This is a genomic window from Wujia sp., from assembly GCF_056872695.1.
Genome location: NZ_DBMFCD010000010.1, coordinates 24,543 through 37,214, shown reverse-complemented (window position 1 = coordinate 37,214; position 12,672 = coordinate 24,543). Strand labels below are relative to the sequence as shown.

Sequence of the window (12,672 nt, the reverse complement as noted above, 5' to 3'; positions counted from 1 at the left end):
TATTATTTCTTACCAGTCTTACCAACTTTACGTCTGATAACTTCATCAACGTACTTGATACCCTTGCCCTTATATGGTTCTGGGGCTCTCTTCTCACGGATTTCGGCAGCATACTGGCCAACCTTTTCCTTGTCGATACCGCTAACAGTGATCTTGTTACCATCTACAGTTGTTGTGATACCTTCTGGATCAACCATCTCAACTGGATGAGAGTAACCAAGTGCAAGGTTCAGCTTGTTACCCTGCTTAGCTGCTCTGTAACCAACACCATTAACTTCCAAAACCTTTGTATAACCCTCAGTTACACCGACTACCATGTTGTGGATGAGAGTTCTTGTAAGACCATGAAGTGAACGCATCTTCTTCAAGTCGTTTGGTCTGTTTACGAGGATCTCTTCGCCTTCCTGCTTGATCTCCATCTCTGCTGGAAGTACTCTCTCAAGAGTTCCTTTTGGTCCCTTTACAGTCACCTTATTATTTTCTGCTATCTCAACAGTTACGCCTGCCGGAATAGCGATAGGCATTCTTCCGATTCGTGACATTTCGCCTTGTCCTCCTTAATTATTCTCTTGTGGAAAATCCCGACTACCAAATGAAAGCCAGTACTTCTCCACCAACATTTTCTTTTCTTGCTTCCTTGTCTGTTAATACACCCTTATTTGTAGAGATGATTGCTGTACCGAGGCCACCGAGTACCTTTGGAAGCTCATCCTTTGATGCATATACACGAAGACCCGGCTTAGAGATTCTCTTAAGACCTGTAAGGATCTTCTCGTTCTTGTTTGCACCATACTTAAGTGTAATCTTGATTGTCTTGAAGTTTCCTTCCTCAACAACGTCAACTGCCTTGACATAACCTTCCTTGAGGAGAATGTCTGCAATCGCCAGCTTCATCTTAGAAGCAGGTATATCTACTGTATCATGTTTTGCAGTATTTGCATTACGGATTCTTGTAAGCATATCTGCAATTGGATCGCTCATTGACATAGCTTTGTTTCCTCCTTATTCTTCTTCACTCTTACCAGCTTGACTTCTTAACGCCTGGTATCTGTCCCTTGTATGCTAACTCACGGAAACATACTCTACAAATTCCATATTTTCTCAAAACTGAATGTGGACGACCACAAATCTTGCAACGAGTGTACTCTCTGGTAGAAAACTTCTGAGGACGCTGCTGCTTAACCTTCATAGATGTTTTAGCCATAGTTCATTTCCTCCTACTTCTTAAATGGCATACCGAACAAAGTCAATAACTCACGAGCTTCCTCGTCTGTCTCAGCTGTGGTAACGAAGATGATATCCATACCTCTTACCTTATCAACCTTATCGTACTCGATTTCAGGGAAAATAAGCTGCTCCTTGATACCCAATGCATAGTTACCTCTACCATCAAAAGCATCTGGATTTACACCTCTAAAGTCACGTACTCGTGGAAGTGCAAGGTTTACAAGTCTGTCTGTAAACTCATACATCTTCTCGCCACGAAGTGTTACCTTACATCCGATTGGCATACCTTCTCTTAACTTGAAGTTCGCTACGGACTTCTTAGCACGTGTTACAACTGCCTTCTGACCTGTGATTGTCTCAAGATCCTTGATTGCAGTATCTAAAACCTTTGCGTTTTCCTTTGCTTCTCCAACGCCCATGTTGATAACGATCTTATCAAGCTTTGGAATCTGCATTACATTCTTATATCCAAACTTCTTAACCATAGCATCTTTAATTTCGTTGCTATATAAATCTCTAAGTCTGCTCAAAATCTTCTGCCTCCTTCCCTATATTAATCGATAACTTCTGTCTTGCCATCGATCTTGGCTACTCTGACCTTATCTTTCTTCTCACCCTGGAAGCCTACGCGAACTGGCTTGCCCTTGTAGAGATACATAACGTTTGAAAGGTCGATAGGAGCTTCCTTATCAATGATTCCGCCCTGCTGGTTCTGCATGCTTGGCTTGCTGTGCTTGTGAACGATGTTTACACCCTCAACAAGTACCTTGTTGTTCTTAGCATCAACAGATAATACCTTACCTTCTTTGCCCTTATCCTTACCGGCAATGACCTGAACCATATCGTCTTTTTTAATCTTCATAGTTGCCATCGTCGCTACCTCCTATAATACTTCTGGTGCAAGAGACACGATCTTCATGAACTTCTTGTCTCTCAATTCTCTAGCGACAGGTCCAAAAATACGTGTTCCTCTTGGATTTCCGTCATCCTTAATAATAACTGCTGCGTTCTCATCAAACTTGATGTAGGAACCGTCCTTACGACGAGCACCCTTCTTAGAACGTACAACTACGGCTTTCACAACATCACCTTTTTTTACAACTCCGCCTGGTGTTGCGTCTTTGACTGAGGCAACGATGACATCACCGATATTTGCATATCTTCTTGTAGAACCGCCTAATACACGAATGCAGAGGATTTCCTTAGCACCTGTATTATCAGCAACTCTAAGTCTTGTTTCCTGCTGTACCATTTTGTCTGCGCCTCCTTACTTAGCCTTCTCGATAATCTCGACAAGTCTCCATCTCTTATCCTTTGACAAAGGTCTTGTCTCCATTACTCTTACTCTATCGCCAACTTTACACTCATTATTCTCATCATGTGCCTTGAGCTTGTAAGTTCTCTTTACAATCTTACCGTAAAGAGGATGCTTTACATTATCAACGATTGACACAACGATTGTCTTGTCCATCTTATCACTTGTAACTAAACCTACACGTGTTTTTCTCAGATTTCTGTCCACAATATGTTCCTCCTTTTACGATAATTATGCGTTCGCCTTCTGAGCGATCAATGTCTGAATTCTGGCAATGTTCTTACGAACAACCTTAATTCTGCTTGTATTCTCAAGCTGGTTAGTGGCGTTCTGGAATCTCAAGTTGAATAATTCCTTCTTAGCAGCTACTAACTCGCTCTGTAATTCTTCCAGAGACTTTGCGTTTAATTCGTTCTTATAATCCTTAAGCTTCACCGCCATTAACCTCCTTGTCTAAATCTGCTTTTGATACGATCTTACACTTTACAGGCAGCTTGTGTGTAGCGAGACGAAGAGCTTCCTTTGCTGTCTCCTCTGGCACACCTGCGATTTCAAACATAACTCTGCCTGGCTTAACGACTGCTACCCAGTACTCCAGAGCACCCTTACCAGAACCCATACGAGTTTCAGCAGGCTTTGCTGTTACCGGCTTGTCAGGGAAAATCTTGATCCAGACTTTACCATTACGCTTTACATATCTTGTCATAGCGATACGGGCAGCCTCGATCTGATTGGACTTGATCCAAGCAGGCTCAAGCGCTACGATACCATATTCACCGTTTGTAATCTTATTTCCACGAAGCGCCTTACCAGCCATAGTGCCTCTGAACTGCTTACGACGCTTTACTCTCTTAGGCATTAACATTATTTATCGCTCCCTTCCTTGTTTCCTTTAGTAGGAAGTACTTCACCGTGGTAAACCCATACCTTAACACCAACTTTACCGTAAGTTGTGTTTGCCTCAGCAAAACCATAATCGATGTTAGCACGAAGAGTCTGAAGAGGAATCTTACCCTCTGTATAGAACTCTGTTCTAGCCATATCTGCACCACCAAGACGTCCTGAACAGCAAGCCTTGATACCAAGTGCGCCCATCTTCATTGTTCTGCTCATGCAAGACTTCATAGCACGTCTGAATGAGATACGATTCTCAAGCTGCTGTGCAATGTTCTCTGCTACTAACTGAGCATCAAGATCCGGCTTCTTAATCTCCTTGATGTCGATGAAAAGCTTCTTTGAAGTAAGCTTCTGAAGCTTAGCCTTGATCTCGTTGATTCCAGCGCCGCCCTTACCGATTACTACACCAGGCTTAGCTGTATATAAGTTTACTCTTACCTTATCAGCAGTTCTCTCGATCTCGATCTTAGAGATGTTTGCTGAGTAAAGCTCTTTCTTTAAAAACTCACGAATTTTATAGTCCTCAACAAGGTTGTCTGAGAATTCTCCGTCCTTGGTATCAGCATACCACTTTGAATCCCAATCCTTGATGATTCCGACTCTTAAACCATGTGGATTAACTTTCTGTCCCATTGCTTACCTCCTATCTTGCATCCAGCACAACAGTGATGTGGCTTGTTCTCTTCTCGATTCTGTAAGCTCTACCCTGTGCTCTCGGCTGAATTCTCTTCATTGTTGGTCCTTTGTTTGCATAACACTCAGCGATGTAAAGATCTTCTACCTTCATACCGTTGTTGTTCTCTGCATTCGCAATAGCGGACTTCAATAACTTCTCAATTACCTTTGATGCATAACGATTGTTGTAAGCAAGAATACCAAGTGCTGAAGTTACATCCTTGCCTCTGATCGCATCTAATACGAAACATGCCTTTGTTACTGATACTCTAGCGTATGAAACAGTAGCCTTAGGTCTTGTATCCTTATTCTCATTTCTGAGTCTCTTAATCTGGGATCTATGTCCTTTTGCCATGAATGTGTCCTCCTTTCGACTTATCTCTTCTTACCCTTCTTCTCATCCTTGCCATGTCCTCTGTATGTTCTTGTTGCAACGAACTCACCGAGCTTATGACCAACCATATCCTCAGTTACATATACAGGCACATGCTTTCTTCCATCATATACAGCGATTGTATGACCAACGAATGATGGGAAGATTGTTGAACGACGTGACCATGTCTTAATGACGTCCTTCTTGTTGTCAGCGTTCATAGCATCTATCTTCTTTAACAAATAACCATCTGCAAATGGTCCTTTCTTTAATGAACGAGCCATAACTTACCTCCTTACTTAACGTTCTTACCGTCTCTTGTTCTTACAATATACTTGTTAGACTGCTTGTTCTTCTTTCTGGTCTTAAGTCCCAGTGCCGGCTTACCCCAAGGAGTAGATGGGCCAGAACGACCGATCGGTGCTCTACCTTCACCACCACCATGTGGGTGATCGTTCGGGTTCATAACAGAACCACGTACTGTTGGGCGGACACCCATGTGACGCTTACGTCCTGCTTTACCGATGTTAACAAGTCCGTGCTCGATATTACCAACCTGACCGATTGTTGCACGGCAAACGATAGGAACCATTCTCATTTCTCCGGATGGAAGTCTGAGTGTTGCATACTTGCCTTCCTTTGCCATGAGCTGAGCGGAGTTACCTGCGGAACGTACAAGCTGTGCGCCCTTTCCAGGATAAAGCTCAATATTGTGAATCTCAGTACCAACTGGGATATTTGCAAGTGGTAAGCAGTTACCAACCTTGATTTCTGCATTTGCACCATTCATAAGCTCGTCGCCAACCTTAAGTCCAACTGGAGCAATGATGTATGCCTTCTCACCGTCTGCATAGTGAAGCAGTGCGATGTTTGCTGTTCTGTTTGGATCGTACTCGATTGCAGCTACCTTAGCAGGGATATCATCCTTTGTTCTCTTGAAGTCGATCATTCTGTACTTCTGTCTGTTTCCACCGCCGTGATGTCTTACTGTAATCTTACCCTGGTTATTACGTCCTGCTGTCTTATCCTTCTTTGCAAGAAGAGACTTCTCAGGAACACTCTTTGTAATCTCAACGAAATCAAGACCTGTCATGTTTCGTCTGGAAGGTGTATATGGGTTATATGACTTAATTCCCATTGTTGTTCTCCTTTCGAATCTCAATTTATTATCGTGCTTTTATTGCACATAGTGTTAAATCTTAAAGACCTTCGAATAACTCGATGTCAGCGCTCTCAGCTGTAAGCTGAACGATTGCCTTCTTAGTCTTTGCTGTCTTGCCGTAGGTCATTCCACGTCTCTTTGTCTTACCATCCTGGTTCATTGTGTTGACCTTAGCAACCTTTGCTCCCTCGAACATCTTCTCTACAGCTTCCTTAACCTGAGCCTTGGTAGCTTCCGGATGAACAAGGAAAGTGTACTTCTTCTCAGCCATAGCGTTCATACTCTTCTCTGTAAGAACCGGCTTAAGGATAACGTCATAATACTTAATATCTGCCATTATGCATACACCTCCTCGATTGCTGCAACAGCATCCTTAGTGATTACAAGCGAATCATACTTAAGAATGTCATATACGTTAATTGAATTTGTCATAGTTGTCTTAACTGTTGGGATGTTTCTTGCTGAAAGAACAACCTTCTCATCCTTATCCTTTGTTACAACCAAAGCCTTAGGAGCCTTTAAGTTGTCAAGGATCTGTACAAACTTAGATGTCTTAATCTCATCAAGCTTGAACTCATCAACTACGATAAGCTTAGAATCCTGAACCTTTGATGTGAGTGCAGACTTGATAGCGATCTGCTTCTCTCTCTTGTTCATCTTCATAGAATAATCTCTTGGCTTTGGTGCAAATACAACGCCACCGCCTGTCCACTGTGGAGATCTTGTAGAACCCTGTCTTGCATGACCTGTTCCCTTCTGTCTCCAAGGCTTTCTTCCGCCACCTGATACTTCAGAACGTGTCTTTGCGCTCTGTGTACCCTGACGACCGTTTGCTAACTGGCTTACAACTGCCAGATGTACTAAATGCTCATTTATCTCAACACCGAATACGTTGTCGTTAAGCTCAAGCTTGTCTACTTCTTTACCTTCGATGTTATAAACTGCTACTGTTGCCATCTAATGATCCTCCTTCCTGAAAGCCCGGCTTATTTGCCAGTCTTTACTGTTTCCTTAATCATTACTAATGATTTCTTTGGTCCAGGTACGGCACCCTTTACCAAAATTACGTTGTTCTCTACATCTATCTTAACAATCTCAAGGTTCTGTACTGTAACTCTTACATTACCCATATGTCCAGGCATCTTCTTACCCTTGAATACTCTACCTGGTGTTGTTGCAGAACCATTGGAACCTGCATGACGATGATACTTGGAACCGTGAGCAGAAGGACCAGACTTCATACCGAATCTCTTGATACCGCCTGCGTATCCCTTACCCTTTGACTTTGCAGTAACATCAATCTTGTCACCCTCTGCAAAGATATCAGCCTTGATCTCATCACCTGCGTTGTAATCAGCTACGTTCTCAAGTCTGAACTCACGAACAAACTTCTTAGGTGTTGTGCCAGCCTTCTTGAAGTGACCAACCTCTGCCTTACCAGCGCCATGTGGGTTTCTGATTACTTTCTTTCCAGAAACATCCTTTGTTGTTACTCTTTCTTTCTTTTCGCCGAAACCAACCTGTACTGCATCGTAACCGTCGTTGTCAACTGTCTTTACCTGAGTTACAACACATGGTCCAGCCTGTAAAACTGTTACTGGTGTTAAAACACCATCTTCGTTGAAGATTTGAGTCATTCCGACTTTTGTTGCTAAAATAGCCTTCTTCATGAAATTTTTCCTCCTAATTTTAATTCACAGCGGATTGCCGGAGCAATCATTCTAAATTCGCTTTCGCGTAATTAGGTACTGCAATAAACTTTTTGATTTGATGAATTACTTCATCTTTACATTAACATATACACCAGCTGAAACATCAAGCTTCTGAAGAGCATCGATTGTCTTCTGTGATGGTGTAAGTACATCAATGAGTCTCTTGTGAGTTCTCTGCTCGAACTGTTCTCTGGAATCCTTATACTTATGAACAGCTCTGAGGATTGTGATCTTCTCAACCTTTGTAGGCATTGGAACAGGACCTGAAACCTTTGCTCCTGTACTCTTGATCGTCTCGATGATCTGCTTTGCAGCCTGATCGATTAACTTGTGATCGTACGCCTTCAATGTGATTCTCATTACTTGACTTGCCATAAAAAAAGCCGCCTCCTTTTCGCACTTTTTGTAGTACGACAAGTGGTGACTGTACAACTTTCCCGTGTGTTTCTTATCTTATCTCACACTGAAGTGTTTCAGATATCTTCACACGTCATCTCTGGCATTGCCAGATGGTTATTGAGTACAGTGACTTGTCGCCAGTTATCGTTAATTGACATTCGCTCCACGAAAAACCTATGTCTTACATAGCAACCTTCGCTTCTACGCTATCAATGTCACAGCAAGGGTTATTATACTCAATACCACCTGTAAATGCAAGAGTTTTTTTTATTTTTTTGTATTTTTTTCGATACGCTGGTATTGTCTGCCAGATTCCGTATCTTTTTGATATTTTTGTGTGTTTCTTCTATAATAATACACTTGTTATGAATATGGGGTGTTGTCTGTATTCTGTCCCGGTGTATATGGAACACTTGAGGTTCCATCCGGTGTCTGGTTGTACGTCTGTCCCGTGACTGGATTTACTACGCCTGCATCATACGGCTGTCCGGTTACCGGATTTACATACGGATTGCCCGGCTGTCCCATCGCCGGTGTTGCATTTGTATAAGCAAGATTCTTCTCATTCTTGATCTGCTTGTTAATCTTTGCAAACGCTACAATGCAGAGCACACCGATTGCCAGCACACCAATCACCAGAAGCCAGCCGAATAATCTTGTCTGGGTTGCATCGACTGCGACTGTATAATAATCGCAGTAATCTGTAATGCCGGATGACGCCAGTGCATCTCTGTAATAGCCTTCGATTTCCGGATCCAGTGTACGGATCTGTCCTTCAATCGCAATTGCATCGCTGAAGTTTGCATTATCATCATTTGCAAGTTCATCGAGTTTTTCGATTGTCTTCTTGTTTTTGACTGTAAGCACAATCACCTTTGCCTCGGAAATATCCGTCATGCTATCATCGCCAAGGACAATCGCATAATGCTGTTCTTTCCCTACCGGAATGATTCCGTTGATCTTATGCTGTGTCTCTGCAAAGTTTCCAAGCACAAGATAGCTGTCTGTTCTTACGTGATCATCCTTCTGCGGGCGGACATTGGCTGCAATCTCATTCAAATCTTTTGCTTTTCCGCCGAGCAGATATTCCATGTCGCCGATGAAAAGTATACCTGCTAAAAGCACAAATATAATTCCAATCACCAGGCTTAAGACTGCCCCGCCTTTTTTGTTCTCTTTCTTTGGTTTCATAATTTCCCTCCTCTTTGTGTTTTGCCGCTCGGCGGCATTTCGTCGGAACCATTTGTATTAATGAAACTTCGTTTCATTGGGCTCCTCCTCTCTCTTCTACTTTAGTAGATTATATATAGAAGGAACGATGTGCATCTCCTCGCACATACGTTCAACTTCCTGCAAACTGCGTTCCCGCTTTTCTTTCGGGATTGCAGATTTTACAGCGCGGATCAGCAGATTCTTCGGTGAATGTGCAAAATCGACAAATTCCAGAACCTGTGTCTTGTATCCCCGGTATATTAACATGTTAGCGCGTATCGCGTCTGTCGCAAGCGCCGCCATGCGTTCTTTAATGATGCCGTAGTCCATCATCGGTGCCAGCAATTCGCTTTCAATCTGTCCATTTACCTCATGCTGGCAGCATGGCACAGACAGGATGTATTTTGCATTCCACTGTACTGCATTAAAGAGCGCATAATCGGTCGCCGTATCACACGCATGCAGCGTCACAACCATGTCTACCGGCATCTTCGTCTTGTAGCCGTTGATATCGCCGAGTTCAAAATGCAGGTGATCATAGCCGTATTTTTCTGCGGTTTCATTGCAGTGTCGAATCACATCTTCCTTCAGATCCAGTCCGATGATCTCTGCCTTTTTCTTTCGGATTTCTACTATATAATAATAGAGGACAAACGTCAGATAGGATTTGCCGCATCCAAAGTCTAAAATATGTATCTCATCCTTCGTTTCGTTCTTCAGCACATCATCGACAAGCTCCACAAACCGGTTGATCTGTTTGTACTTGTCGTACATCGGGCGGACAACCTTTCCCTCTTTCGTGAAAACTCCCATATCCACGAGCGGCGGGATGATCATACCCTCCTGCAGGATATAGTTTTTCTTACGATTATGCTCCCCCCGGCGGCTATTCATCTTATCCGCTAAGTCTGCCACATCACTGCCACTTGTCTTTGCAAGCTTCGACCTACCGGACTGCTTCGCCGGAAGTCTGGTTGCATTCGTCAGAAGTTTTCCCTTCTTTGTCATCTTGAAGCTATATTCTTTTTCTTCTGTGAATATATTCATCTGGCACAGATGCTCCGGAAAATGCACCAGCAGTTTGTCTGCAAGTTCATCTATAGCAACATTTTCCTGAAAGACCTGCTTTTCGGTATACGCCGCAATCTGGCACAGCTCTTTTCCACGTACCGTCGTCCATGTGACTTCCACTTTCCGATATTGATATGTTTTATCCTGCCGGTTGCTCACAATGACCCGCGTCATCTGAGGAAGCAGCCGTTTAATCTGTTCTTTTACTTTCTCCATAATGAAGCCTCTTTTTCCATATATGGTTTTATTATATCTAACCATCGTACATGTTTCAACTGAATTTTTGTGCTGGTTGGGGAGTTTTTCCGTTTTCTTGCCACTTTGCTCCTACACGCTTGCTTCCGCAACGCAAAAGACATAAGAAAACGCGCCGGCATAAGCCGACGCGTTTTGCGGGGGAGAAGAATTGGTTTAGAAACCAATCTATATTATTCAGCAGATATAGCTGCTGTCTTGATAATGAACTTTGTCACACCTGCTGTATTATCTGACTTTCCGCCAAAGCTGTCATACTCTGTTGCAGCTTCCATCGCCGCCTGTAATCTCTCAACAGAATCCTTCACATCACCGTTATATGCGCTTACCATCTTCTTGATTGCTTCATTGTTCAAAGTTACAAGGCTCTCATTTAAAGTACCTGCACCATCTGCGACCTGAGAAGCGCCATCCGCAAGTGTCACAGCGCCATCCTTCAACTGTCCGGCACCACTTGCCAAAGCATTTGCGCCACTTACCAACTGGCTGATACCTTCCTTCAAAGCCGGAACAGATCCTGCCAGAGTCGATGTTCCCTGTGCCAGAGCATTCGCACCACTTACTAAGCTGTAACCGTTTGCCTGGGTTGCTTCAATCTGGGAAGCAATCGTTGCCTTTGCTGTTTCAGCGCCCTGTACAGCTGCCTGACCTGCTGCCTGAGAAGCTGCTGTTGTTGCAGCAGACTTACATGCATCTACAACGGACTGACCAAGGGCCGCCTTGCCACCCTCTGCAAGACCGGAAGTAGTACTTTCAGCCAACTGCTTCAACTGTGCATCCACCGCACCTGCAACCGCTGCCTGATTATCCGTATTTGCCATATATGCCTGATAGCTCTGTGCAAATGCAATGGCTCCTGCAGCCTGTGCCTGTTCCTGTGTCTGCCCCGCCTGAATTGCGTTTGCTGTTGCAGTCTGTGAAGCGCTTTGCGCTGCAAGTGCTGCTTTTCCTGCCAGCGCTGACTGAACCATCGTATCGTACATTGCAGCCTTATACTGCTGATACAACGTATCAGTCGCATTGCTCATGCTTGTTGTGTAATTATTCACTGCTGAATTGTAAATATAATTGTATGTGTCAGTTCCTGCTGCAAACTGTGCTTCCACGCTTGCGGAAACCTGTGAGGCTGCTTGCTGTGCAACAGCAGCTTTCTCTGCATCTGTCATCTTTGTATTTACGGCTGTATCTAATGTATTAATACCATTTGCGATGGACTGTGCGCTCTGGTCAATGACTGCAACGCCACTTGCCAGATCACCGGATGAGCTTGACAGGGTTTCCATGCCTGCCTTCAGACTGCCGGCACCCGTTGTCAGATCACCCATCTTGCTTGCCAGTGTTCCGGCACCTTCGGATACCTGACCGGCGCCATCGGAAAGCTCGCCGGAGCCATCGGCTAACTGATTACCGGCACTGCTCAGAGCCTCTGTCAGATCATCCAGATCTGTCAGATCCAGATCGCCGGAGTAGTCCATCTCAGAACCATTGACTAACATTGTCACTGTCATATCGAGCGAGAAGTCTGTCACATCTGCGCTTACTTCTACATAATCCGGAATCTCTGTATCAAGATCCTTAGCTGCGTCCTTCACGCCACTGTCAAGGCCGGGAACTGCGTAACCGACTACGATATTGCTCTCGCCCTGTGCAAGGTATTTACCATTAGTCACCTGAATGTTCGTGAAGTTATCGCCGAGCACCATGCCAGATACTGCGACGAATGGTACGGAGATATCCTCTTCCTTGCCATTTACTTCTTTGGTTACCTTCTCATTGCTTGTATAATCCAAACGAATCTTTACCTTACCACTCTTACCAGCGAGTTCCTCTGGTGAGATCTCATTTCCATCCAGATAATACGTTGCCTTTACAGAGACCGGAAGCTGCTTATCGGTTGTACCCTGGTAGCTGATCTCATTTCCGGCAGCATCCCACGTAATCTTGTTTCCGTTCTGTGTAAATGTCTCGTCTCCCTTGACATTTACGATATCCTTCAGATCGGTTGTGTCTTCAATCTTATCGCTCTTGTCGCGGTTCTTCAAAGTCTCGTTGACCAGGATGTTGTCCACGTCACCGTTTGCCTTGGCAAATACATAGACGGTCTCATCCTTATCAACATCTTTCTCTTTGAGGTTTACGTTATCTGCAAGCTGATCTGCCAGATCATCAGTGTTCATGATCGTTGTTGCGTCTGTATCGCTTGCCTTGTCATCGCCTGCCAGATACTCCTTGTCGTGCTTTGCAACATCTGTGCCGGTACCTGTGATACCTGCGACACAGGAAGCAACCGCAAGTGCAACCGCGCCGGTCGAACCTGCAATATATTTTGTCGTTTTCTTCCATTCGTTCTTATTTAAATGTTTCATAATATAAT

General features: G+C 44.0%; 20 protein-coding genes. All 20 read right to left on the bottom strand.

The genetic code is table 11. The annotated features are described in order from the left end of the window. Window positions 1-2: 2 nt before the first annotated feature. The gene (rplF, locus tag ACZQK9_RS10030; RefSeq protein ID WP_178017664.1) at window positions 3-542 is read right to left on the bottom strand and encodes a 50S ribosomal protein L6; all 540 of its coding nucleotides are present in this window, start codon (window positions 540-542) and stop codon (window positions 3-5) included. A 43-nt stretch (window positions 543-585) separates the two neighbouring features. Beyond that, window positions 586-987, bottom strand: a complete 402-nt coding sequence (gene rpsH, locus ACZQK9_RS10025) for a 30S ribosomal protein S8 (protein ID WP_178017665.1) — start codon at window positions 985-987, stop codon at window positions 586-588. Between the two features lie 31 nt (window positions 988-1,018). Further along, window positions 1,019-1,204 carry a type Z 30S ribosomal protein S14 gene (locus ACZQK9_RS10020; RefSeq protein WP_021984687.1) on the bottom strand — a complete coding sequence of 62 codons (186 nt, stop codon included), beginning with the start codon at window positions 1,202-1,204 and terminating at the stop codon, window positions 1,019-1,021. Window positions 1,205-1,217: 13 nt separating this feature from the next. Then, complete coding sequence (gene rplE / locus ACZQK9_RS10015; protein ID WP_178017666.1) at window positions 1,218-1,757, bottom strand: 50S ribosomal protein L5; 540 nt, start codon at window positions 1,755-1,757, stop codon at window positions 1,218-1,220. Window positions 1,758-1,780: 23 nt separating this feature from the next. Further along, entirely contained in the window at window positions 1,781-2,098 is a 318-nt protein-coding gene (gene rplX / locus ACZQK9_RS10010) for a 50S ribosomal protein L24 (RefSeq protein ID WP_021984689.1), read from the bottom strand. A gap of 12 nt (window positions 2,099-2,110) precedes the next feature. Beyond that, window positions 2,111-2,479: a 50S ribosomal protein L14 gene (rplN, locus tag ACZQK9_RS10005; protein WP_021984690.1), complete on the bottom strand. Its 369-nt coding sequence runs from the start codon at window positions 2,477-2,479 to the stop codon at window positions 2,111-2,113. A gap of 15 nt (window positions 2,480-2,494) precedes the next feature. Continuing rightward, entirely contained in the window at window positions 2,495-2,752 is a 258-nt protein-coding gene (gene rpsQ / locus ACZQK9_RS10000) for a 30S ribosomal protein S17 (protein WP_177982119.1), read from the bottom strand. A 21-nt stretch (window positions 2,753-2,773) separates the two neighbouring features. After that, the gene (gene rpmC / locus ACZQK9_RS09995) at window positions 2,774-2,983 is read right to left on the bottom strand and encodes a 50S ribosomal protein L29 (RefSeq protein ID WP_177981955.1); all 210 of its coding nucleotides are present in this window, start codon (window positions 2,981-2,983) and stop codon (window positions 2,774-2,776) included. Beyond that, window positions 2,967-3,407, bottom strand: coding sequence for a 50S ribosomal protein L16 (rplP, locus tag ACZQK9_RS09990; RefSeq protein ID WP_021984693.1), 441 nt, complete (start codon window positions 3,405-3,407; stop codon window positions 2,967-2,969). The genes rpmC and rplP overlap by 17 nt, the downstream gene beginning before the upstream one ends. After that, a complete protein-coding gene (gene rpsC / locus ACZQK9_RS09985; protein WP_021984694.1) occupies window positions 3,407-4,072 on the bottom strand; it encodes a 30S ribosomal protein S3 in 666 nt (221 codons plus the stop codon). The genes rplP and rpsC overlap by 1 nt, the downstream gene beginning before the upstream one ends. A 10-nt stretch (window positions 4,073-4,082) precedes the next feature. After that, complete coding sequence (gene rplV, locus ACZQK9_RS09980) at window positions 4,083-4,469, bottom strand: 50S ribosomal protein L22 (RefSeq protein ID WP_021984695.1); 387 nt, start codon at window positions 4,467-4,469, stop codon at window positions 4,083-4,085. 20 nt (window positions 4,470-4,489) lie between these two features. Continuing rightward, a complete protein-coding gene (gene rpsS, locus ACZQK9_RS09975; RefSeq protein ID WP_021984696.1) occupies window positions 4,490-4,771 on the bottom strand; it encodes a 30S ribosomal protein S19 in 282 nt (93 codons plus the stop codon). A gap of 11 nt (window positions 4,772-4,782) precedes the next feature. Then, window positions 4,783-5,625 carry a 50S ribosomal protein L2 gene (gene rplB / locus ACZQK9_RS09970; protein ID WP_178017667.1) on the bottom strand — a complete coding sequence of 281 codons (843 nt, stop codon included), beginning with the start codon at window positions 5,623-5,625 and terminating at the stop codon, window positions 4,783-4,785. A 61-nt stretch (window positions 5,626-5,686) separates the two neighbouring features. After that, window positions 5,687-5,986, bottom strand: a complete 300-nt coding sequence (rplW, locus tag ACZQK9_RS09965; protein WP_177981945.1) for a 50S ribosomal protein L23 — start codon at window positions 5,984-5,986, stop codon at window positions 5,687-5,689. After that, a complete protein-coding gene (gene rplD, locus ACZQK9_RS09960) occupies window positions 5,986-6,606 on the bottom strand; it encodes a 50S ribosomal protein L4 (RefSeq protein ID WP_178017668.1) in 621 nt (206 codons plus the stop codon). The genes rplW and rplD overlap by 1 nt, the downstream gene beginning before the upstream one ends. A 29-nt stretch (window positions 6,607-6,635) precedes the next feature. Then, window positions 6,636-7,319 carry a 50S ribosomal protein L3 gene (gene rplC / locus ACZQK9_RS09955; RefSeq protein ID WP_021984700.1) on the bottom strand — a complete coding sequence of 228 codons (684 nt, stop codon included), beginning with the start codon at window positions 7,317-7,319 and terminating at the stop codon, window positions 6,636-6,638. A gap of 105 nt (window positions 7,320-7,424) precedes the next feature. Further along, a complete protein-coding gene (gene rpsJ, locus ACZQK9_RS09950; RefSeq protein ID WP_021984701.1) occupies window positions 7,425-7,736 on the bottom strand; it encodes a 30S ribosomal protein S10 in 312 nt (103 codons plus the stop codon). A gap of 387 nt (window positions 7,737-8,123) precedes the next feature. Continuing rightward, on the bottom strand, window positions 8,124-8,951 hold the full coding sequence (locus ACZQK9_RS09945; RefSeq protein ID WP_483270475.1) for a DUF6709 family protein: 828 nt from the start codon (window positions 8,949-8,951) through the stop codon (window positions 8,124-8,126). A 96-nt stretch (window positions 8,952-9,047) separates the two neighbouring features. Continuing rightward, a complete protein-coding gene (locus ACZQK9_RS09940; protein WP_483270474.1) occupies window positions 9,048-10,259 on the bottom strand; it encodes a class I SAM-dependent methyltransferase in 1,212 nt (403 codons plus the stop codon). Between the two features lie 212 nt (window positions 10,260-10,471). Further along, window positions 10,472-12,664 carry a hypothetical protein gene (locus ACZQK9_RS09935; protein WP_483270473.1) on the bottom strand — a complete coding sequence of 731 codons (2,193 nt, stop codon included), beginning with the start codon at window positions 12,662-12,664 and terminating at the stop codon, window positions 10,472-10,474. Window positions 12,665-12,672: the final 8 nt, after the last annotated feature.

Bases quoted from the DNA above. Each gene is read 5' to 3' on its own strand.
- rplN (WP_021984690.1), bottom strand. From the start codon at position 2,479: ATGGTACAGCAGGAAACAAGACTTAGAGTTGCTGATAATACAGGTGCT.
- rplF (WP_178017664.1), bottom strand. From the start codon at position 542: ATGTCACGAATCGGAAGAATGCCTATCGCTATTCCGGCAGGCGTAACT.
- ACZQK9_RS09940 (WP_483270474.1), bottom strand. From the start codon at position 10,259: ATGGAGAAAGTAAAAGAACAGATTAAACGGCTGCTTCCTCAGATGACG.
- rplB (WP_178017667.1), bottom strand. From the start codon at position 5,625: ATGGGAATTAAGTCATATAACCCATATACACCTTCCAGACGAAACATG.
- rpmC (WP_177981955.1), bottom strand. From the start codon at position 2,983: ATGGCGGTGAAGCTTAAGGATTATAAGAACGAATTAAACGCAAAGTCT.
- rplC (WP_021984700.1), bottom strand. From the start codon at position 7,319: ATGAAGAAGGCTATTTTAGCAACAAAAGTCGGAATGACTCAAATCTTC.
- rplW (WP_177981945.1), bottom strand. From the start codon at position 5,986: ATGGCAGATATTAAGTATTATGACGTTATCCTTAAGCCGGTTCTTACA.
- rpsC (WP_021984694.1), bottom strand. From the start codon at position 4,072: ATGGGACAGAAAGTTAATCCACATGGTTTAAGAGTCGGAATCATCAAG.
- rplX (WP_021984689.1), bottom strand. From the start codon at position 2,098: ATGGCAACTATGAAGATTAAAAAAGACGATATGGTTCAGGTCATTGCC.
- rplP (WP_021984693.1), bottom strand. From the start codon at position 3,407: ATGTTAATGCCTAAGAGAGTAAAGCGTCGTAAGCAGTTCAGAGGCACT.
- rpsJ (WP_021984701.1), bottom strand. From the start codon at position 7,736: ATGGCAAGTCAAGTAATGAGAATCACATTGAAGGCGTACGATCACAAG.
- rpsH (WP_178017665.1), bottom strand. From the start codon at position 987: ATGTCAATGAGCGATCCAATTGCAGATATGCTTACAAGAATCCGTAAT.
- rplD (WP_178017668.1), bottom strand. From the start codon at position 6,606: ATGGCAACAGTAGCAGTTTATAACATCGAAGGTAAAGAAGTAGACAAG.
- ACZQK9_RS10020 (WP_021984687.1), bottom strand. From the start codon at position 1,204: ATGGCTAAAACATCTATGAAGGTTAAGCAGCAGCGTCCTCAGAAGTTT.
- ACZQK9_RS09945 (WP_483270475.1), bottom strand. From the start codon at position 8,951: ATGAAACCAAAGAAAGAGAACAAAAAAGGCGGGGCAGTCTTAAGCCTG.
- ACZQK9_RS09935 (WP_483270473.1), bottom strand. From the start codon at position 12,664: ATGAAACATTTAAATAAGAACGAATGGAAGAAAACGACAAAATATATT.
- rpsS (WP_021984696.1), bottom strand. From the start codon at position 4,771: ATGGCTCGTTCATTAAAGAAAGGACCATTTGCAGATGGTTATTTGTTA.
- rplV (WP_021984695.1), bottom strand. From the start codon at position 4,469: ATGGCAAAAGGACATAGATCCCAGATTAAGAGACTCAGAAATGAGAAT.